Origin of the sequence: Pseudomonas rossensis (assembly GCF_039888995.1) — a bacterium.
Lineage (GTDB): Bacteria > Pseudomonadota > Gammaproteobacteria > Pseudomonadales > Pseudomonadaceae > Aquipseudomonas > Aquipseudomonas rossensis.
On record NZ_JBBWCB010000025.1, the window covers coordinates 1 to 19,367 of the forward strand.

The 19,367-nt window shown below is 59.4% G+C and carries 19 protein-coding genes; 7 read left to right on the forward strand and 12 right to left on the reverse strand.

The features are described from left to right. The coding region (locus WLY71_RS09450; RefSeq protein ID WP_347803352.1) for a TSUP family transporter at nucleotides 1–253 on the forward strand (253 nt) is incomplete at its 5' end. On the opposite strand, the gene WLY71_RS09455 is transcribed toward WLY71_RS09450, so the two are convergent. Further along, nucleotides 243–1,097, reverse strand: coding sequence for a LysR substrate-binding domain-containing protein (locus WLY71_RS09455; RefSeq protein WP_283180922.1), 855 nt, complete (start codon nucleotides 1,095–1,097; stop codon nucleotides 243–245). The two genes, WLY71_RS09450 and WLY71_RS09455, sit on opposite strands and share 11 nt — an antisense overlap. Before the next feature lie 95 nt (nucleotides 1,098–1,192). Between WLY71_RS09455 and WLY71_RS09460 the strand changes: the two genes are divergently transcribed. Then, nucleotides 1,193–1,408, forward strand: a complete 216-nt coding sequence (locus WLY71_RS09460; RefSeq protein WP_129436970.1) for a DUF1127 domain-containing protein — start codon at nucleotides 1,193–1,195, stop codon at nucleotides 1,406–1,408. Between the two features lie 64 nt (nucleotides 1,409–1,472). Then, complete coding sequence (locus WLY71_RS09465) at nucleotides 1,473–2,702, forward strand: winged helix-turn-helix domain-containing protein (RefSeq protein WP_347803353.1); 1,230 nt, start codon at nucleotides 1,473–1,475, stop codon at nucleotides 2,700–2,702. A 43-nt stretch (nucleotides 2,703–2,745) separates the two neighbouring features. Here the strand turns inward: WLY71_RS09465 and WLY71_RS09470 are convergent, their stop codons facing one another. Then, nucleotides 2,746–4,092: a class II 3-deoxy-7-phosphoheptulonate synthase gene (locus WLY71_RS09470; RefSeq protein WP_076027974.1), complete on the reverse strand. Its 1,347-nt coding sequence runs from the start codon at nucleotides 4,090–4,092 to the stop codon at nucleotides 2,746–2,748. A gap of 149 nt (nucleotides 4,093–4,241) precedes the next feature. Here WLY71_RS09470 and WLY71_RS09475 point away from each other — a divergent pair, with 149 nt between their 5' ends. Further along, nucleotides 4,242–4,997, forward strand: coding sequence for a spermidine synthase (locus WLY71_RS09475; protein WP_347803354.1), 756 nt, complete (start codon nucleotides 4,242–4,244; stop codon nucleotides 4,995–4,997). A gap of 109 nt (nucleotides 4,998–5,106) precedes the next feature. On the opposite strand, the gene WLY71_RS09480 is transcribed toward WLY71_RS09475, so the two are convergent. Beyond that, nucleotides 5,107–5,898, reverse strand: a complete 792-nt coding sequence (locus WLY71_RS09480; protein ID WP_347803355.1) for a crotonase/enoyl-CoA hydratase family protein — start codon at nucleotides 5,896–5,898, stop codon at nucleotides 5,107–5,109. Nucleotides 5,899–6,322: 424 nt separating this feature from the next. Here WLY71_RS09480 and WLY71_RS09485 point away from each other — a divergent pair, with 424 nt between their 5' ends. Continuing rightward, on the forward strand, nucleotides 6,323–7,996 hold the full coding sequence (locus WLY71_RS09485; protein WP_008146183.1) for a DEAD/DEAH box helicase: 1,674 nt from the start codon (nucleotides 6,323–6,325) through the stop codon (nucleotides 7,994–7,996). A 246-nt stretch (nucleotides 7,997–8,242) separates the two neighbouring features. Here the strand turns inward: WLY71_RS09485 and WLY71_RS09490 are convergent, their stop codons facing one another. The 8 genes from WLY71_RS09490 to minC all read right to left on the reverse strand — a co-directional run bounded on the left by WLY71_RS09490 (nucleotide 8,243) and on the right by minC (nucleotide 15,998). After that, entirely contained in the window at nucleotides 8,243–10,396 is a 2,154-nt protein-coding gene (locus WLY71_RS09490) for a mechanosensitive ion channel family protein (protein ID WP_347803356.1), read from the reverse strand. A gap of 78 nt (nucleotides 10,397–10,474) precedes the next feature. Further along, entirely contained in the window at nucleotides 10,475–10,651 is a 177-nt protein-coding gene (locus WLY71_RS09495; RefSeq protein ID WP_165353224.1) for a hypothetical protein, read from the reverse strand. 137 nt (nucleotides 10,652–10,788) lie between these two features. Continuing rightward, a complete protein-coding gene (locus tag WLY71_RS09500; protein ID WP_347803357.1) occupies nucleotides 10,789–12,078 on the reverse strand; it encodes a M18 family aminopeptidase in 1,290 nt (429 codons plus the stop codon). 106 nt (nucleotides 12,079–12,184) lie between these two features. Next, nucleotides 12,185–13,027 carry a protein kinase family protein gene (locus tag WLY71_RS09505; RefSeq protein WP_347803358.1) on the reverse strand — a complete coding sequence of 281 codons (843 nt, stop codon included), beginning with the start codon at nucleotides 13,025–13,027 and terminating at the stop codon, nucleotides 12,185–12,187. Between the two features lie 150 nt (nucleotides 13,028–13,177). Next, the gene (locus WLY71_RS09510; RefSeq protein WP_046037585.1) at nucleotides 13,178–13,813 is read right to left on the reverse strand and encodes an RluA family pseudouridine synthase; all 636 of its coding nucleotides are present in this window, start codon (nucleotides 13,811–13,813) and stop codon (nucleotides 13,178–13,180) included. A gap of 179 nt (nucleotides 13,814–13,992) precedes the next feature. Beyond that, nucleotides 13,993–14,247 (reverse strand): cell division topological specificity factor MinE, encoded by a 255-nt coding sequence (minE, locus tag WLY71_RS09515; RefSeq protein WP_007898843.1) that lies wholly within the window; start codon nucleotides 14,245–14,247, stop codon nucleotides 13,993–13,995. Next, nucleotides 14,247–15,059 carry a septum site-determining protein MinD gene (gene minD, locus WLY71_RS09520; RefSeq protein WP_131062423.1) on the reverse strand — a complete coding sequence of 271 codons (813 nt, stop codon included), beginning with the start codon at nucleotides 15,057–15,059 and terminating at the stop codon, nucleotides 14,247–14,249. Before minD ends, minE begins: the two co-directional genes overlap by 1 nt. A gap of 201 nt (nucleotides 15,060–15,260) precedes the next feature. Then, nucleotides 15,261–15,998 (reverse strand): septum site-determining protein MinC, encoded by a 738-nt coding sequence (gene minC / locus WLY71_RS09525; protein ID WP_347803359.1) that lies wholly within the window; start codon nucleotides 15,996–15,998, stop codon nucleotides 15,261–15,263. Nucleotides 15,999–16,116: 118 nt separating this feature from the next. Here minC and WLY71_RS09530 point away from each other — a divergent pair, with 118 nt between their 5' ends. Together WLY71_RS09530 and WLY71_RS09535 are read left to right on the forward strand one after the other, a co-directional pair. Then, entirely contained in the window at nucleotides 16,117–17,049 is a 933-nt protein-coding gene (locus tag WLY71_RS09530) for a lipid A biosynthesis lauroyl acyltransferase (protein WP_347803360.1), read from the forward strand. Between the two features lie 34 nt (nucleotides 17,050–17,083). Continuing rightward, nucleotides 17,084–18,256 carry a patatin-like phospholipase family protein gene (locus WLY71_RS09535; RefSeq protein ID WP_347803361.1) on the forward strand — a complete coding sequence of 391 codons (1,173 nt, stop codon included), beginning with the start codon at nucleotides 17,084–17,086 and terminating at the stop codon, nucleotides 18,254–18,256. A 133-nt stretch (nucleotides 18,257–18,389) separates the two neighbouring features. On the opposite strand, the gene WLY71_RS09540 is transcribed toward WLY71_RS09535, so the two are convergent. Next, nucleotides 18,390–19,175 (reverse strand): outer membrane protein OmpK, encoded by a 786-nt coding sequence (locus WLY71_RS09540; RefSeq protein WP_347803362.1) that lies wholly within the window; start codon nucleotides 19,173–19,175, stop codon nucleotides 18,390–18,392. Nucleotides 19,176–19,367 lie beyond the last annotated feature (192 nt).

A 19,367-nucleotide genomic window follows, 5' to 3' on the forward strand; every position in this document is an offset into this window, starting at 1 on the left:
GTTCGGCACCAGTCAGGTGGTTGCGCAGGGTTTGTCGCTGGCGTTGGCGCTGCCGAGCACGGGCGTTACGCTGGTGACTTACGCGGTGCACCATCAGGTCGACTGGATGATCGGCTTGCCCTTGGCGGTCGGTGGTCTGATGAGCATCAGTTGGGGCGTGAGGATCGCCCACGCACTGCCGGAACGGCTGCTGCGCGGGTTGTTCTGTGGTTTTCTGGTGCTCTGCGCGGTGATGCTCGCCCTTAAAGTTTGAAGCCTTCGACGATGTGTTCGGCCAGGCACTCAGTGATCGGCGACGGGTTGTGCAGGTTGCGCACCAGCATGATGCTGGCCTCGGGCAGGATCGGCAGGTCCTCGGCCTCACCGAGTATGCGCATGTCGGGCGTGATCAGGCTTTCGAGTTGCGCGGTGACGGCCAGTCCGGCGCTGACCACCGCCATGATCGCCGACAGGCTGTCGCTGTTGTACGCCACGCGGTAATCGCGACCCATGGCATCAAGCGCATTGCAGGCCCACAGCCTGCAGAAGCAATCACTGTTGAACATCGCCAGCGGCAGCGGCGTTTGCTCATGGGCGCTGAAACATTGCGCCTCGGCCCAGACAAAATGCTCCTTGCGCAGTAATTGGCCGATCTCGTTGCCCGGTTCGCGGGTGACGATGGTCAAGTCCAGGTCCTGGCGCAGCAGCAATTGTTTTGATGATTCGCAGTGCACCTCGATCTGGATCAGCGGATACGTCTGGGCAAATCGCCGCAGAATCCCCGGCAAAAAACGCATCACGTAATCGTCCGGCGTGCCAATGCGCACCATGCCGACCATGTGCGGCTCGCGCAACGTATTGAACACCTCACTGTGCAGCTTGAGGATGCGCCGGGCATAGCCGAGCAGCACCTGACCCTCAGCCGTCAGCCGCACCTGCCGCCCGTCGCGCTGGAACAATTGACGCTGCAACACATCCTCTTCCAGCCGCTTCATCTGCATGCTCACGGCGGACTGAGTGCGATTGACCAACTCGCCGGCACGGGTAAAACCGCCCTGGTCGGCAATGGCGACAAAGGTGCGCAACACTTCGGTGTCGATACTTGGGTAGGCAGACATTCATCAATCTCCGAGATGTGTTACATCAGAAACATTCGTTGGATTGATCTTAGCCCCGGCGCGACACTTGAGCCATCCAAACGGAGGGCAACAAGATGAAAGGTCAACATGAACATCCAGCCGTAGAAAAACACTCGATCCACCTGGTATCCGATTTGCTGCACAAATTCAGCCGCTGGTACGAACTTCACCGGGAGCGCGAGCTGCTGGCGAGTCTGAGCGACGAAGCGCTGAAGGACATTGGCATGAGTCGTGCGGATGTAGAGTTCGAGTCGGTCAAACCGTTCTGGAATGACCCGATGCACAAATGAGTCATACACAACTACACAAACCGTCTCCCGGTGAGGTAGGTTGCGAGCAGACAAGGAGATGCTCATGCCCGCAACACTGTCCTTTGCCATCAAACAGGCTCGGCGTCTGGCGCTGGCCGCCCAAGGGTTCAACGGGCGCCAGCCGCCAGCGGCGATCAAACCGGTTCAGCTCAATCGTCTGATCGAGCGGCTGGGCATTCTGCAGATCGATTCGGTCAATGCGTTGGTGCGTTCGCACTACCTTCCCCTGTTTTCCCGCCTCGGCAATTACTCATCCGACTTGCTCGACCAGGCTGCCTGGAGTTCGGGCCGGCGGCGCACGCTCTTCGAGTATTGGGGGCATGAAGCCTCGTTGCTGCCCTTGTCGATGTACCCGTTGATGCGCTGGCGCATGCTGCGCGCGACCCGCGGCGAAGATATCTATCAGCAATTGGCACGTTTCGGTCGGGAGCAGCAGGGCACGATTCGCCGGGTACTGGCCTCAGTTCAGGAGTTGGGCGCGCTGGGGGCCGGAAGCCTGTCGACCCGTCAGGAGCGGGCAGGGCCCTGGTGGGACTGGAGCGCGGAAAAGCATGCGCTGGAATGGTTGTTCGCCGCCGGTGAAGTGACCGTGGCCGGGCGGCGCGGGTTCGAGCGGCTTTATGATCTGCCGGAGCGGGTGATTCCTTCGGCGATTCTTGCGCAGCCGCTGCTGAGTGAGGCCGAGGCCCAGCGCGGCTTGTTGCTGCATGCCGCGACAGCGTTGGGCGTCGGAACAGAAAAAGACCTGCGGGATTACTTTCGTCTGAGTCCCGGTGATGCCCGTCCGCGCTTGGCGGAACTGGTGGAGGCGGGTGAATTGCTAAGCTGTGAAGTCCAGGGCTGGCGGCAACCGGCCTATTGTCTGCCAGAGCCGAAAGTGCCACGCAAGGTCGAGGCCAGCGCCTTGCTTTCACCCTTCGACTCACTGATCTGGGAGCGCAGTCGCACCGAGCGGCTGTTCGATTTTCGCTATCGGTTGGAGATCTATACGCCGCAGGACAAGCGGGTCTACGGGTATTACGTGTTGCCGTTTTTGCACAATGAACGGATTGCCGCTCGGGTGGATCTGCGCGCCGAGCGGGCGCAGGGCAGGCTGGCGGTGCACGCTGTGCATGAGGAAGAGCCGGGGCTGGATGACGAGGGGATGCTGGCGTTGGCGGTCAATCTGCGGCGAATGGCGGATTGGCTGGGGCTTGAGCGGGTTCAGTTGAATTGCCCGCGGGCGAGTGCGGCGCGGTTGCGGGTGGCATTGGCTAGCATCGGCGGTGATTGAGCGGACGCCTTCGCGAGCAGGCTCGCGAAGGGAGCGACTCGGTTTAGCGCCGGACTTGCTTCAAGGTTTCGGCAATCAAAAACGCCAACTCCAGCGACTGATCGGCATTCATCCGCGGATCACAATGGGTGTGATACCGATCCGACAACCCGTCTTCGGTAATCGGCCGCGCCCCACCAATGCACTCAGTGACATTCTGCCCGGTCATCTCGATGTGGATGCCGCCGGCATATGTGCCTTCCGCTTCGTGAACCTGGAAGAACTGCTTCACCTCACCAAGGATCTGCGCAAAGTCGCGGGTCTTGTAGCCGCTGCTGGCCTTGATGGTGTTGCCGTGCATCGGGTCGCAACTCCACAGCACTTGCTTGCCTTCGCGCTGCACGGCACGGATCAGTTGCGGCAGGTGATCGCCGACCTTGTTCGCGCCCATACGCGCAATCAGGTTCAGACGGCCCGGATCGTTGTCCGGGTTGAGCACATCTATCAGGCGAATCAGGTCTTCGGGGTTCATGCTTGGGCCGACTTTGACCCCGATCGGGTTGTTCACGCCACGCAGGAACTCGACGTGAGCGCCGTCGAGCTGACGGGTGCGGTCGCCGATCCACAGCATGTGCGCCGAGCAATCGTAGTAATCGTTGGTCAGGCTGTCGCGACGCACGAAGGCTTCTTCATAGTTCAGCAACAGCGCTTCGTGGGCGGTGAAGAAACTGGTTTCGCGCAGTTGCGGCGAGCTGTCCATGCCGCAGGCGCGCATGAACGCCAGGGTTTCATCGATGCGATCGGCCAGGTGGCTGTACTTCTCGGCCAGCGCCGAGTTGGCGATGAAGTCCAGGTTCCACTTGTGCACCTGATGCAGGTCGGCAAAACCGCCCTGGGCGAAGGCGCGCAACAGGTTCAGGGTCGCGGTGGACTGGTGGTAGGACTGGAGCAAGCGCTCCGGGTCCGGCACGCGGCTTTTTTCATCGAAACCGATGCCGTTGACGATGTCGCCACGGTAGGCCGGAAGGGTGACGCCGTCGATGGTTTCGTCATTGGCCGAGCGCGGTTTGGCGAACTGCCCGGCCATGCGCCCGACCTTGACCACCGGGCAACCGGCGGCGAAGGTCATGACGATCGCCATTTGCAGCAGGACTTTAAAGGTGTCGCGGATTTTCGCGGCGGAGAACTCGGCGAAGCTTTCAGCACAGTCGCCGCCCTGCAGCAGAAACGCGCGGCCCTGGGTCACTTCGGCAAACTGACGGCGCAACTCCCGGGCTTCACCGGCAAACACCAGCGGCGGATAACTGGCCAGCGTTTGCTCGACGTGCAGCAAATGCGCTGCGTCGGGGTAATGGGGTTGTTGCTGGATCGGCAGGGCGCGCCAGCTGTCAGGGCTCCAGGGTTGGCTCATCACGGTCTCTAGTGTTTTACGCTCGGACTGTCATGTTATCAGCAATTAGTGCGTGACCTGTTCCCGTCGCTTCGCGGACAATCGCGCTTTTGCCGCGCCACTCCGCGGTTTTAGTACGTTGCCGGGCACGGCGACGATCAGGAGACGAAATGACTGAGGAGCGCGTCGAGCATCTGCTCGCCGAGGTACAGGATGAGTTCGGCGTGATTCGCGTGCTGGAAGTGGCCGATTACCGTTTTCTCGAGTTCGGTGATGCCATCGAACAAAGCTGCGTGTTCACGGCTGACCCGAGCTGGCTCGAATACGATTACACCCGGGCGATGCTGATTGGCGCGTTGTGCCACGAGCAGCCGGAAAGCGCGCTGTTCCTCGGTCTCGGAGCCGGCACCCTGACCCAGGCCTGCCTCAAGTTCCTGCCGCTGGAAGACGTCGAAGCCATCGAGCTGCGCCCCGACGTACCGCGCCTGGCCATTGAATACCTTGGGCTGGATGACGATCCGCGGCTGTATATCCGGGTGGGCGATGCGCTGGAGTTGCTCGATACCGCTGAGCCGGCGGATCTTATTTTCGTCGACCTCTATACCGATGTCGGGCCGGGTGTCGGGCATCTGGCGTGGAATTTCCTGGAAAACTGTCAGAAACGTCTGAACCCGGGTGGCTGGCTGGTGATCAATCAGTGGGCCACCGACGATGGCAAGCCGTTGGGCGCCGCATTGTTTCGCGGGCTCTATCACCGGCATTACTGGGAACTGCCGGTGAAGGAGGGCAATGTGATTCTGCTCGTGCCTTCGGAGCTGGATCAGGAACTGGACATCGACGGCTTGACCGCACGGGCCGAAGGGCTGGCGCCGCGTTTGGGGTATTCGTTGCAGTCGTTGATCAAGGCGATCCGCCCGGCGACATAAGTGTTGTTTGTCAGGGCCTCATCGCGAGCAAGCTCGCTCCCACAGGGGAATGCATTTCAATGTGGGAGCGAGCTTGCTCGCGATGGCCATCTTCCAGTCAACACATGCCTCAGAGTCCTTTGAAGACCCCCGGTCGCTTCTCGATCATAGACCGCACACCCTCCTTGGCATCCTCGCTAGCCAGCAGCTTCTTCACCAGCGGCGGCAATCCCTGCGCCGCCGCTGTTTCCCCTTCATAACGCGCCTGCCTTGCAGACATCAACGTCGCCTGAACCCCAAGCGGCGCCTGCCGGGCAATTCGCTCAGCCAACTCCATCGCCCGTGGCAGCAGATCCTCGCTGGCCATGACTTCCTGCACCAACCCCAGGTGCAACGCCTCATGGGCATCGAATTCATCGCCGGTCAGCAGCCAGCGCATGGCATTGCCCCAGCCAGCGACCTGATGCAGGCGCAACGTGGCGCCGCCGAACGGGAAGATCCCGCGTTGCACTTCTTTCTGGGCGAAGCGGGTGTTGCTGGCGCACAGGTTGATATCGGCGGCCAGCATCAATTCGATCCCGACGGTCAGGCAGTAGCCTTGCGCGGCGACAATCACCGGTTTGCTGACTCTGGGGCCGGCGAACACCCCCCATGGATCGCAGCCGCCGGGCGGTGCCTGCCAGCCTTCGGCCAGGGCCGCGCTGGCACTGACCAGATCCAGCCCTGCGGTGAAATGCTCACCATGGCCGAACACCACCGCCACCCGCGCCTCGCTGTCGGCCTCGAACTCGCCATAGGCCAGGCTCAGTTCGTTAAGCAGATCGAGATCGAAGGCATTGCGTTTGGCCGCCCGATCCAGGCCGATCATCAGGACATGACCGTGCCGTTCACGGCTCACACGACTGGAGCAGGGCTGATTCATTGTGCATTTCCTCGGGCGGGGAAGGGGGGGTGTCAGACAGCAGGTCTACGTCACAAGGGTGAACCGTTTTAGCGCGATCGTCAGCAGGGCTGGGCCTTTGAAAAATAGACTGTTGCCCGATTGTCCGCAAAGCGTGTGACAGAACGCTATACACGGCAGTTTTCCGACAAATAAAGCTCCCTTTTTGAGCGAATTCCGGTATAGTGCGCGCCGGCCTTTAACCGGGCCGCGTTTAGGTAGCGCAATTCCCCGAAGTCAGCTTCGGCTGCACGTCCGCACAGCGGACTCTCCCTTGACGAATCTTTTTCATTCATTCGTTTTCGCAAATCCCCGCCGACAAAGCAGCCAGGGCGACTCTTGAGTCTTACACGGCATGCGCAGCTTTGGAGCATGGGTCTTTGCGGATGCACTTAGAGGCAGACCCATGACCCAGGAAACCGGCGGCTTCGCCGCTTTTAATCTTAATCCGAACATTCTTGCAGCCGTCATCGCGACTGGCTACGAAGAACCTTCGGCTATTCAGCAGCAATCGATCCCGATCATCATGGCCGGTCACGACATGATTGGTCAGGCGCAAACCGGTACGGGTAAAACCGCTGCGTTCGCCCTGCCGATCCTGCATCGCATCGATCCTGCTAAGCGCGAGCCGCAAGCCCTGATCCTGGCGCCAACCCGTGAGTTGGCGCTGCAAGTAGCAACCGCTTTCGAAACCTACGCCAAGCAAATGCCGGGCGTTACCGTTGTGGCCGTTTACGGCGGCGCCCCTATGGGTCCACAACTGAAAGCAATCCGTAATGGCGCACAGATCGTTGTCGCCACTCCGGGCCGTCTGTGCGACCACCTGCGTCGCGACGAAAAAGTTCTGTCGACCGTGAACCACCTGGTTCTCGACGAAGCGGACGAAATGCTCAAACTGGGTTTCATGGACGACCTCGAAGTTATCTTCAAGGCCTTGCCTCCAACCCGTCAGACCGTATTGTTCTCGGCCACCTTGCCGCAGTCGATCCGTGCCATTGCCGAACGCCATCTGCGCGATCCGCAACACGTGAAGATCCAGACCAAGACTCAGACCGTTACCGCGATCGAACAGGCTCACCTGTTGGTTCACGCTGACCAGAAGACCTCGGCTGTATTGAGCCTGCTGGAAGTTGAAGACTTCGATGCCCTGATCATGTTCGTGCGCACCAAGCAAGCGACCCTGGACCTGGCCAGTGCCCTGGAAGCCAAAGGCTACAAAGCCGCTGCGCTGAACGGTGACATTGCTCAGAACCAACGTGAGCGCGTGATCGAATCCCTCAAGGATGGCCGTCTGGACATCGTTGTGGCGACCGACGTTGCTGCTCGTGGTCTGGACGTTCCGCGCATCACTCACGTGTTCAACGTTGATATGCCGTACGACCCGGAATCCTACGTTCACCGTATCGGCCGTACCGGCCGTGCCGGTCGCGAAGGTCGTGCACTGCTGCTGGTGACTCCGCGTGAGCGCCGCATGCTGCAAGTGATCGAGCGTGTAACCGGTCAGAAAGTTGCCGAAGTTCGCCTACCGGACGCTCAGGCCGTTCTTGATGCCCGCATCAAGAAACTGACCAACAGCCTGTCGCCGCTGGTGGCTGATGCCGAATCGACCCACGGTGATCTGCTGGATCGTCTGACTGCCGACATCGGTTGCACCCCGCGTGCACTGGCCGCTGCTCTGCTGCGCAAGGCAACCAACGCTCAAGCGTTGACCCTGGCCGCGATCGAGAAAGAACGTCCACTGGTGCCGAACAACGCACCGCGTGGCGATCGTCCAGAACGTACCGGTGATCGTCCGGACCGTGGTGATCGTGAGCGTCGTGCTCCGGTTCCATTGGCCGAAGGTCGTGCTCGTTGCCGTACCGCGCTGGGTGCGCGTGATGGTATCGCTGCCAAGAACCTGCTGGGCGCTATCCTCAATGAGGGTGGTCTGGCTCGCGAAGCAATCGGTCGCATCCAGGTGCGTGACAGCTTCAGCCTCGTTGAGCTGCCGGAAGATGGTCTGGAGCGTCTGCTGACCAAGCTGAAGGACACTCGCGTTGCTGGTAAGCAGTTGAAGCTGCGTCGCTATCGCGAAGATTGATCCGCTCTCGGGCTGATTGATCGAACATAAAAAATCCCCGACTGGTTCGGGGATTTTTTTGTCTGTAGCAGCTGCCGAGCCTGCGAGGTTGCGTTCGGCTGCGAAGCAGTCGTAAACCCTGTATGCACGGTGAATCAGCAAGACTGCGGTGTCTGATTTCACGACTGCTTCGCAGCCGAACGCAACCTCGCAAGCTCGGCAGCTGCTATACCGGGTCGAGTCTTGAGGGCTCTGGTGAGGGAAGGGTTACTCCGTCACCGAACCGCCCCCCGCCGTGATCACTTGCACGCTCATGCGTGGCGTCGCCAGATCGAGCCCGGCTTCGTCCAGGTGTCGCTTGAGTGACAGGTTGAACGCTCGGGACACTTCCCACTGCTTGATCGGCGCGGTCTTGAACCGGGCGCGAAGAATCGCGTTGCCCGACTCGAAACTCTCGACACCCTGAATCTCCAGTGGCGACCAGATGTTGCGCCGTTGCAGTGGGTCGGTGCGCATCTTCTGGCCGACGTCGCGCATCAGTTTGATCGCGTTATCGATGTCCATGTTGGAAGGTATCGCCACCCGGAAAATCGCGTAGCCGAATTCCCGGGAGTAGTTCTTGATGCTTTTGATTTCGCTGAACGGAATGGTGTGGACGATGCCGTCAATGTCCCGCAGGCGCACGGTACGAATGGTCAGCCCTTCGACGGTGCCCAGGTGGCCGCCGACGTCGACGTAGTCGTCGATGGCCAACGAGTCTTCGATAATGATGAACAGCCCGGTGATCAAGTCCGCCACCAGCGACTGTGCACCGAAACCGATGGCCAGACCGATCACGCCGGCACCGGCCAGCAATGGTGTGACGTTCATGCCCATGTTCGCCAGGGCGACGATCAGCGCAATGATGAAAATCGTCACGAATAATACGTTGCGGATCAGCGGCATCATTGTCTGCGCGCGGGCATTTGCCAGGCCTTTGCGCGAGCGGGTGAGGGCGTGGTGCACGGCGGTGTCGCTGAGAATCCAGATCAGCCAGGCAAAAATCAGCGTGCCGCCGAGGCTGAACAGTTTGACGCTGACTTCATGGCCTTCGCCTTCGGTGAAGCGGATCAGCGACATGCCCCAGACCCGCAGGCCGAGTTCGATGAACGCCAGCCACACCACCAAATGAGCGAGTGTGTAGAAGAAGCTTTTCAGGCGCTCCGAATACAGCGCATGACGTTTCACGCTGCGCTGCGGTTTGAGTGAATGGCGGCGCACCAAACCGTTGATGACCATGCACAACACCAGCAGCACAGTGCAGATCAGCGACTGACGCAGCGCGGTGCTGGTATCGCCGGCCGAGACGAACGTGGCGAACAGGGAAATACCCACCAGCACCAGCGCCGGCATGTACCAGAAGGTCCCGAGAATCTCGATCGTGTCGCTGAGGGCGCGGCGAGTCAGGCGCCGGGACAGCGGTTGGTTGCGAATCAAGTGGGCGATGGGGCGACGGAACCGCAGGATGAACAGCCCCGTGGAAAGCGCAGCCAATACGTTGGCTACGGTCGCGGCGGTGTGCGCCAGATGACTGCCAAGGCTTTCAACGAGTCGCGGATCGCTCAGGGCTTCACCGAAGGCGGCGAAACTGCCGATCAGCCACAGCGGTCGAAAGGCTTGATGCCGCAGGATGTACAAGGCGCGGTGGCGGTGTGGGCCGTCGAGCACCGAAAAGGCGATCACGCAGATCGCCGAAAAACAGGTGCCGACCACCAGCGCATAAGCCAGCACCATGGCCAGGCTTTTGCCCAATGACGAGGGCAGGGCGTAGCTCATGTAGACCGTCATGACCAAAGCAATCAGCCACGGCCCGAGTTTGCGCAGGGCGAAACGCAACATGTCCAGGGCCTTGGGGTGCTGCGGCAGTTCTTCGGTCAGGCCGAAGCGCATCCGCACCCGGTGGCTGACCCAGATCAGCGCGGCGGCCAGCAAGCTCCAGACCATCAGGATCATGGCAAAGGCAAAGATGATCGGCAGCCATTCATTGGCCGGCAGCACCAGCGCTGTCAGTTCATCCTCAGCCAGTTTGAATTCTTCGGACCAGCGAGTGAGAGGGCTGTCCGCTCCTGAAAACTGCTTTTCGAAACTGGCCAGGGTGCCACCGATCAGTCCCAGGACGCCTACTTCGGTGACCGGCTGGGCCTTTTTGGTGACATCGCGCAGCTTCTTCAAATCCGCCAGCAATTTGGTGCGTTGCTGATCGTTCTCCAGCGACTTGATGACTTCGTCCAGGGATTGCCCCAAGGGCTCTTGCGCCTCTGGCTGTTTTGCCGAGCTGTTGAGCAGGCTGGGCAAGCCGACCGCCTGGGCGGGCGCCATCGGCAGCAGCGTCATGAGGCAGACAAGGAACAAACACGGCAGGGCAAAAAGACGAGCGAACACTAGGCGGTCAACCTCGGGATGAGCGGATCGACCGAGTGTACGAGCCCGTCAAAATCAATGCGAGCCAGGGGTGAGGATTTATTCGTTGAGTTTGGCGAGGATCTTGAAAATCACGGTGGCGAGGATCATCAACATGCCGATCCACATCGCGAACACGCCGACGTTCTTGTCGCGAAAATTGAAGCCGATAGCCAGCATGATCATCCCGGCAAGAATCGGAATCAGCATGGCGTGGAACGAAGACAACGAGATCATGAGCGACTGCCTTGTCGAAAGGGGTAATTAAAGTGTAGGAGCTGTCGAGTGAAACGAGGCTGCGATCTTTTGACTTTGCTATTTAAAAACAAGATCAAAAGATCGCAGCCTCGTTTCACTCGACAGCTCCTACAGGATTACGGCAGCTCGCGGCAGGCGTAAAACGCGCTCAGCACTTTGACCAGGTGCGCCAGATCATGGCTGCCACACAGTTCACGGATCGAGTGCATGGCGAAGGTTGGCAGGCCGATGTCCACAGTGCGCACGCCCAGGTGGCTGGCGGTGATCGGGCCGATGGTCGAGCCGCAACCCATGTCGCTGCGCACCACGAAGCTCTGTACCGGCACTTCTTCGGCCATGCACAGGTGGCGGAAGAACCCGGCGGTTTCGCTGTTGGTGGCGTAGCGCTGGTTGCTGTTGACCTTGATCACCGGGCCGGCGTTGAGTTTCGGGCCGTGATTGGCATCGTGCTTGTCGGCGTAGTTGGGATGCACGCCGTGGGCGTTGTCAGCCGAGACCAGCAGGGATTTCTGAATGGTGCGCACGAACTCATCGCCTTCAGGCAGCAGGCGACGTAGCGTCTGCTCCAGCATCGGGCCGTCGGCGCCGCAGGCAGAGCAGGAACCGACTTCTTCGTGATCGTTGCAGACCAGCACGCAGGTTTCGTCGGTTTCGGTGGTCAGCAAAGCTTGCAGGCCGGCATAGCACGACAGCAGGTTGTCCAGGCGCGCCCCGGCAATGAAGTCGCCATGCAGGCCGATGACCGCAGCGCTTTGGGTGTCGTAGAAGCTCAGCTCATAGTCGAGCACCACATTGGCGTTCAAGCCATGTTCGCGGGCGAGTTGATCGGTGAGCACGGCACGGAAGTCCACGCGCTCGTCACCGGCAAATTGCGCGAGGATCGGCGGCAGTTCGGTCTGGGCGTTGATCGCCCAGCCCATGTTGGCTTCACGGTTCAGGTGAATGGCCAGGTTCGGGATGATGGCGATCGGCGCCTTGAAGTCGACCAGCTGGCTCTCGACCTTGCCGTCACGGCGGAAGGTCACGCGGCCGGCCAGGGACAGGTCGCGGTCGAACCATGGCGCCAGCAGTGCGCCGCCATAGACTTCGACGCCCAGTTGCCAGAAGCCCTGACGTTGCAGTTCCGGTTGGGGTTTGACCCGCAGGCACGGGCTGTCGGTGTGCGCGCCAACCAGGCGAATGCCGCCGTGCAGGGGCGAATGACGGCCCATCTTGAACGCGACGATCGACGAGTCGTTACGGGTGACGTAGTAACGACCGTTGGCTTCGGTGGTCCATGGCTCGCGCTCGTCGAGGCGTTGATAGCCCGCCGCTTCCAGGCGCTGAACAAGGCTGGCGGTGGCATGGAATGGGGTAGGGGAGGCCTTGAGAAAATCGATCAGGCCTTGGTTCAACTCTTCGCGCATAAGTAGCTCCAGACAGCAATGGCGCAAGTTTAACGTATTGGCTCACGGCATTGCAGAGACAATGCCGTTCGACGTACGCCAGCTGCCGATTGGCGAAAAGGATGAGTCAACCGGTGATCAGCTTGCCATTGAGGAACACTTCGCGACGTTGCTTGCGGCCCACATATTCATGTTTGCTCGCGAGGTATACCTCGTTGAATTTTTCCTTCGAGATACCCGGGATCTGTCGAATGTATTCGTCCACCAGTCGGTCATAGGCAGCTTCGGTAATGAGCTTGTAGATGTCCCGGCGATAGAAGAAGCCCAGTTGAAAACCGAGGGTTTCGCTTTGATGGTTTGTCTGCCCGGCAAAGCAGTTTTCAAAGTCGATGGCTTTGAGTGGGGTCCGCGGCGTTTCCGGGATCATGATGTTGCCGGCCCAGAAATCCATGTGCGTGATGTTCTTGCGCGACAAGGAGCTCAGCAATTCGAAGGCATCGAGAATGAATGTTTCGACGCTGTCCGGGTTGCGTTTAAGCCATTGCACGCCGTCGGTATGATCGTCGAGCAGGCGCGTGATAATGAAATATTCCTGGGTCAGCCCCAGTCGGTCCTTGGTGTAACCGAGCCCTTGCAGCGGCGGCATTTGCACGCCACGGCGTTGTGCTTCGAGCGTATTGATCAACTCTTCCAGCGGCCAGTCGAATCGGCCATTACGCTGTGGTTTGCCAAAGGTGACCCGCACTTTTGCCTTCAAGGTATCCAGCGGCTGGACCTTGGCAAACAGTGGCGTATCGCCGGAGGCCAGCGGCGCACTCGCACGGGTGAGCTTGTGGGCACGTCGTTTGTGTATGAGCTGTTCAAGCGCCTGTTGTGCTTCGGTTGAAGGCTGCTCGCTAAGGTGCAGCGTGGTGTTGAACAGGCAGAAGGTGAACGGATAGTCGTCTTGGAATGTCTTGTTGCTGAGCACGAGGGCTTCCTGCCTGATATCAAAGTGCCGTTATTTTACGTTTCATTACAAATTCATGACAATATTTTCACGCCGTTTTCACGTCGATTTGTAACAAGAAACAAAAAAAACGCCCTTCAATGGAAGGGCGTTCTTTGGTTCGGCGGTTGCTTAAAAAGGAGCAGGACACTCGAAGCGCAAGCGTTCGCCGCTTTGCGGGTGAGTGAAGCTCAGCATGCTCGCGTGCAAACATAGTCGTGGCCAGGCGGCCAGTGCTTGCTCGTGGGCATACAGCCCGTCACCCAGCAGTGGGTGGCCGATGGAAAGCATGTGCACGCGCAACTGATGGGAGCGGCCGGTGATCGGCGTCAATTCGACACGACACCAGTCGCCACAACGCTCCAATACCCGCCAAAAGGTCAGGGCATGTTTGCCGAATTCATGGTCCACCACATGGCGTGGCTTGGTCGGCGGGTCGTAGCGCAAGGGCAGATCGATGCTGCCACTGTCCAGTTCCGGTTGTCCCCAGCACAGGGCGGTGTAGGCCTTTTCGGTTTCGCGGTCGTGAAATTGCCGAGACAGCTCGCGATGCGTGTCCGGATCACGGGCCAACAGAATAATGCCGGAGGTTTCCCAGTCCAGACGATGGACGATTCGCGCTTCCGGGTAGCCGTTTTCTTGCAGGCGGGTAATCAGGCAGTCCTTGTTGTCATCGGCCCGGCCAGGGACAGAGAGCAGCAGGGTCGGTTTGTTCACCACCAGTACGGCGGCGTCCTGATGGATGATGTGGATGTTGGACAGCGGCATTAAAACAGCCTCGAAACAAACGCCAACGGCGGCTTAGAACCTTCATTGTCCCCTGTAGGAGCTGCCGTAGGCTGCGATCTTTTGATTCTGCTTTTAAAACAAAATCAAAAGATCACAGCCTGCGGCAGCTCCTACAGGGGCTCAACGATTCTGAGCCGCCGTGGCTCCTGTCTGATCGACTAGCGGTCAGGCAGGGTGATATTGAGTTCCAGAATCGAGCAGCTGCCCTGGTTTTCCAGAGCGACGTGCACGTCATCGGACCCGATATTGACGTACTTGCGGATGACCTCGACCAATTCCTTCTGCAAGGCTGGCAGGTAGTCCGGTGTACTGCGTTGGCCGCGTTCGTGCGCCACGATGATCTGCAGACGCTCTTTCGCTACCGACGCGGTGCTGACCTTTTTGCTGGCACGAAAGAAGTCAAAAAGATTCATTATCTACCTCCAAACAGGCGCTCGAAGAATCCCTTCTTCGTTACATCGAGAAAACGATGCTCCACGGTTTTGCCCAGCAGACGATCGACCGCATCGCTGTATGCCTGACCGGCATCGCTCTGGTCGTCGAGAATGACCGGCACGCCCGAGTTGGAAGCTTTGAGTACCGCTTGGGATTCCGGAATGACACCCAGCAGGGCGACCGCCAGAATCTCTTTGACGTCTTCGACGCCGAGCATCTCGCCGTCACTGACTCGTTGCGGGTTGTAGCGGGTCAGCAGCAGGTGTTCCTTGATCGCCTCTTCGCCCTTTTCCGCGCGGCGGGACTTGCTGGCCAGCAGGCCCAGCATGCGGTCCGAGTCACGAACCGAGGACACTTCCGGGTTGGTCACGATAATCGCTTCGTCGGCGAAGTACATGGCCAGGTGGGCGCCTTTTTCGATGCCGGCTGGAGAGTCGCAGACCACGTATTCGAAGTCTTCTTTCAGCGCCATCAACACTTTTTCCACGCCTTCCACGGTCAGCGCGTCTTTGTCGCGGGTCTGACTGGCGGCCAGTACGTAAAGGTTTTCCAGGCGTTTGTCTTTGATCAGGGCTTGTTGCAGGTTAGCTTCGCCGTTTACCACGTTGACGAAGTCATACACCACGCGGCGCTCGCAACCCATGATCAGGTCGAGGTTACGCAAACCGACGTCGAAGTCGACGATAACTGTTTTGTGACCGCGCAGTGCGAGGCCGGTACCGATAGCAGCACTGGTGGTGGTCTTACCCACACCACCCTTGCCGGATGTAACCACGAGAATCTTGGCCAAGGTGTTTCACCCCTAAGGAAAAAGGACATTTAGCCCCTGAAAAACATCTCTAGAAAAACTACTGCAGTCGGACAGCCTTGGCTGGAATTCGGTCCAGAACGGCGCTTACCTCGGGTAAACACTGCCTATGGCCTTTTTCCTACTTCGTTTGAGCCGTTTTCGCTACGTTTTAGAGATGTTTGGAAAATGCGGCAGTATCCGTTAAAGCCGAATGATGTTCAACACATCGCCCGACAGGCTGACCTGTACGCCCGCGCCCCACAAAGGGTCGCGACGCAGATCCTCCGAAACTTTGTAGTGGCCTGCGATGGAGACCAGTTCAGCGCTCATTTGCTGACAGAAAATCCTGGCTTTCGTGTCGCCTTTGACGCCGGCCAACACTCGACCACGCATCGGGCCGTATACATGGATGTTCCCGTCGGCGAGAAGTTCCGCCCCCGGGCTGACCGACGAGATCACCACCAGATCGCAGCCCTGGGCATAAATCTGCTGGCCACCACGTACGGGCGAGGTGATGATCTTCGTTGGCTTGATAGTCGGCTCCGGCGGTTTTTCCGGTTTTTTCTTGACTTGGCCTTCGAGCGGGTCAAGCGCACGTTCCCGGGCGCCGGACGGTGGCAGCACCGGCAGGTCGACCGCGATGGCCGCGGCGATGTCTTCGATGCGGCTTGCACGGATTGCCAGGGTGCGCAGGCCATGCTGGCGGCAGACGCGCATCAGGCCCGGCAGATCGACTGCTCCTTCGCTGGCAGGGAGTTTGTCCAGGGCCAGCACCAATGGCGCGTTACTAAAGAAGTTAGGCGCCTGGGCAACCTTGGCGGCCAGTTGACGATCGAGGTTCTCGAGGTCGTTACGGGCCAGTTCCAGCACCGTAATGGCGAGCATGCTGCCCTTCAGCTGGAACACGGGATCTTTGTCTAGCGGTTCGGTTTGGCTCATGGTCGGCATACAACGACTTGTCACTAAAAGTGCCGAGACTTATAACGAGAACGCCCGCGAGCCGCAAGCCGGGTCGAACGATGTAGAATGCGCGGCCATTGTCTTTCCGGAACCTTTAATGGATCGCCCGCGTTTTCGAACAGCATTTCTTTCTCCGCGTTTCTGGCCGCTGTGGTGTGGCTTGGGGCTGTTGTGGCTGATTGTCCAGTTGCCGTATCCGGCGTTGCTGTCGATCGGTCGCGCCCTGGGTGCATTGATGTATCGAGTAGCGGGCGACAGACGGCGCATTGCCAAGCGCAATCTCGAACTGTGTTTCCCTGAAAAAACCGCTGCCGAACGCAAGCGCCTGCTCAAGGAAAACTTCGCCTCAACGGGCATCGCGTTTTTCGAAATGGCCATGAGCTGGTGGTGGTCGCGCGAGCGTCTGGCGAAGCTGGCTCACGTCGAAGGGCTGGAGCATTTGAAAAAAGCCCAGCGCGAAGGCAAAGGCGTGATCCTGATGGCCGTTCATTTCACCACGCTGGAAATCGGCGCGGCGTTGCTCGGCCAGCAGCACACCATTGATGGCATGTACCGCGAACACAAAAATCCGTTGTTCGACTACGTCCAGCGCCTGGGGCGCGAGCGGCACAACGTCGATTCGCTGGCGGTGGAGCGCGACGACGTGCGCGGCATGCTCAAATTGCTGCGCGCAGGCCGGGCAATCTGGTACGCACCGGATCAGGACTATGGCGCCAAGCAAAGTATCTTCGTGCCGCTGTTCGGGATTCAGGCCGCCACCGTCACCGCCACCAGCAAGTTTGCGCGGTTGGGCAAGGCGCTGGTGGTGCCGTTCACTCAGGAACGTCTGGCGGATGGCAGCGGTTATCGATTGGTGATTCATGCACCGCTCGAAGGTTTCCCCGGCGAAACCGAAGAAGCCGATTGCCTGCGGATCAACCAATGGATCGAAGGCGTCCTGCGCGAATGTCCGCAGCAATACCTTTGGGCTCATCGCCGCTTCAAGAGCCGTCCGCCGGGTGAGCCGAAGCTGTACGCAAAACGCGCTTGAACCACCGTCCTTATAAGCACCATGGAGTGTTGCGATGAGTCCTGCTGAACCGGTTACAGGGTTGATTCTTTCCGGCGGCGGGGCCCGGGCGGCCTATCAGGTGGGTGTGCTGGCGGCAATTGCCGAGCTGTTACCGGTGGGTGCGAGCAATCCGTTTCCGGTGATCGTCGGCACCTCGGCCGGGGCGATCAACGCGGTCAGCCTCGCCAGTGGGGCGATGGATTTTCGTGGTGCGATTCAACGTCTGACAGCCTTCTGGCAGGGCTTTCGCAGTCATCTGGTGCTGCGCAGCGACTGGCCGGGCGTGATCCACCAGGCCAGCCGTTTTGTCAGCCACAGTTTGCTCGGGATTGGCGCTCAGGTGCCTGTGGCTTTGCTCAACAGTTCGCCGCTGCGCGGATTGCTCGACGACAAACTGCAGATGAGCGGGATTGCCGAGGCCATTGCACAGAAGCAGTTGCAGGCGGTTGCGGTGACCGTGTTCGGCTACGAGTCCGGTCAGGCGGTGACCTTTTATCAGGGCGGCGGCACCATCAATGCCTGGTTGCGCCATCGGCGAATCGGCGTCCCCACGCAATTGACCGTCGACCACTTGCTGGCCAGCTCCGCCATTCCGCTGCTGTTCGCGCCAGTGAAAATCGGTGAAGAGTATTTCGGCGACGGCGCGGTACGTCAGTCGGCACCGATCAGCCCGGCGTTGCACCTGGGCGCCAGCCGAGTGCTGGTAGTGGGCGTCAGCGGCAACCCCCGCGGCCTCGACCCGGAACAACCGCTACAACGCGCCTACACCGGCCAGCAGCCGAGCCTGGCACAGATCGGTGGGCACATGCTCAACAGCACGTTCATTGACAGCCTGGAAAGCGACATCGAGTTGCTGCAGCGGCTCAATCAGTTCAGTCATCTGCTGCCGGACGGCACGCAGACGCGCGCGCTGGGTGTGGCGCCGGTAGATGTGCTGGTGATTTCGCCGAGTCAGCCAATCGATGAGATTGCGGCGCGGCATCGGCAGGAGTTGCCGGCGGCGCTGCGTTTGTTTCTACGCGGGCCGGGGGCGACCAAGACGAGCGGGGCGGGGGTGCTGAGTTATCTGCTGTTCGAGGCGGGGTATTGCAGCGAATTGATTGATTTGGGGCGGCGGGATGCGTTGGCCAAGCGCGGGGAGTTGTGCCGGTTTCTCGGGTTGGGGGAGCCTGTGGTTTCGGCTTGAGATCGGCGGCGCGACCATCGCGAGCAAGCTCGCTCCCACATTCGATCTCCTGTGAACACATTATTTGTGATCACCACTGATCAACTGTGGGAGCGAGCTTGCTCGCGATGGCGTCATTGCAGACGCCGCTGAATCAGAAGTGGAGCTTCACCAGGAAGCTCGTGGTGCTCTGATCGGTCTTGAAGACCTGGCTGTCTTTGATTCCGTACTTGTCCGACCAGTAGTCGTATTCCACACCCACATACAACTGCTTCTCACCGAAATTCAGCGCCTTGCCCAAGTCGTATTTGACCTGTGGATTGAAGTGCAGGTTGGCGTGGTATTCGCCTTTTTTGTTGACGTCGTTGTCGACCACCCAGTCCATGAAACCGTCGATCAGGATGTTCGAATCGCCCACCGGGATGGTGTAGGACCAGACCGGAGTGACCTGCCAGATATTGTCACCTGGGCGGTCGCCTTCGGTATGACGGTTGTAGAAGTTCAGCTGGAAGTAGTCGAAGCCCGGGATCGCCAGGTCGAAACCGGGACCGATCAGGTAGGACTCGGTGTCGTCTTCACCGAACTCGTAAGTCATGGCCAGCAACACGTCTTTGATCGGGCCGAACTCGAGTTTCTGATCGAAGATCTTGCCGAACGAAAGGCGCGGGCTGATTTCACCGTAGTAAGTGTTCTCACCGGCGAAGGAATCTTCCTTGCCGTTGTAGAAGATCTTGTCGACGAACACGAAGTTGTCGCCGTATTTCCAGCCATCGGCGTGTTCGAAGGTCACCGTCTGCTGAATGCGCGGGTTGACCTGGAAGTCCTTGCCATACAGGTAGGTCAGGCTGTTGTTCTGCCAATGCAGCAAGTCGCCGGCCATGGCCTGGCCCCCAGCCAGCAACGATCCCGCCAGCATCAGGCTAGTGCACGTACGTTTCATTCGGTTGCTCCCAAAAAGTAGGTGGTTCCACGTTATTTTTCTAAGGTCGGCGCTCTGGTGTGGCGCCTTTTTCTTTAGCTGTAAAAAATCATCCAATCGGTCAGCTTCAGTGCTGTTAGCAAGAGCTGAGCCAAGGCTTTTGAAAAGCCAAAAAACTCCCGTTCGGCGGCTCAAGAGCAGTCGATTGAGAGT

Bases quoted from the DNA above. Each gene is read 5' to 3' on its own strand.
- WLY71_RS09455 (WP_283180922.1), bottom strand. From the start codon at position 1,097: ATGTCTGCCTACCCAAGTATCGACACCGAAGTGTTGCGCACCTTTGTC.
- WLY71_RS09460 (WP_129436970.1), top strand. From the start codon at position 1,193: ATGAAAGGTCAACATGAACATCCAGCCGTAGAAAAACACTCGATCCAC.
- WLY71_RS09465 (WP_347803353.1), top strand. From the start codon at position 1,473: ATGCCCGCAACACTGTCCTTTGCCATCAAACAGGCTCGGCGTCTGGCG.
- WLY71_RS09470 (WP_076027974.1), bottom strand. From the start codon at position 4,092: ATGAGCCAACCCTGGAGCCCTGACAGCTGGCGCGCCCTGCCGATCCAG.
- WLY71_RS09475 (WP_347803354.1), top strand. From the start codon at position 4,242: ATGACTGAGGAGCGCGTCGAGCATCTGCTCGCCGAGGTACAGGATGAG.
- WLY71_RS09480 (WP_347803355.1), bottom strand. From the start codon at position 5,898: ATGAATCAGCCCTGCTCCAGTCGTGTGAGCCGTGAACGGCACGGTCAT.
- WLY71_RS09485 (WP_008146183.1), top strand. From the start codon at position 6,323: ATGACCCAGGAAACCGGCGGCTTCGCCGCTTTTAATCTTAATCCGAAC.
- WLY71_RS09495 (WP_165353224.1), bottom strand. From the start codon at position 10,651: ATGATCTCGTTGTCTTCGTTCCACGCCATGCTGATTCCGATTCTTGCC.
- WLY71_RS09500 (WP_347803357.1), bottom strand. From the start codon at position 12,078: ATGCGCGAAGAGTTGAACCAAGGCCTGATCGATTTTCTCAAGGCCTCC.
- WLY71_RS09510 (WP_046037585.1), bottom strand. From the start codon at position 13,813: ATGCCGCTGTCCAACATCCACATCATCCATCAGGACGCCGCCGTACTG.
- minE (WP_007898843.1), bottom strand. From the start codon at position 14,247: ATGAATCTTTTTGACTTCTTTCGTGCCAGCAAAAAGGTCAGCACCGCG.
- minC (WP_347803359.1), bottom strand. From the start codon at position 15,998: ATGAGCCAAACCGAACCGCTAGACAAAGATCCCGTGTTCCAGCTGAAG.
- WLY71_RS09530 (WP_347803360.1), top strand. From the start codon at position 16,117: ATGGATCGCCCGCGTTTTCGAACAGCATTTCTTTCTCCGCGTTTCTGG.
- WLY71_RS09535 (WP_347803361.1), top strand. From the start codon at position 17,084: ATGAGTCCTGCTGAACCGGTTACAGGGTTGATTCTTTCCGGCGGCGGG.
- WLY71_RS09540 (WP_347803362.1), bottom strand. From the start codon at position 19,175: ATGAAACGTACGTGCACTAGCCTGATGCTGGCGGGATCGTTGCTGGCT.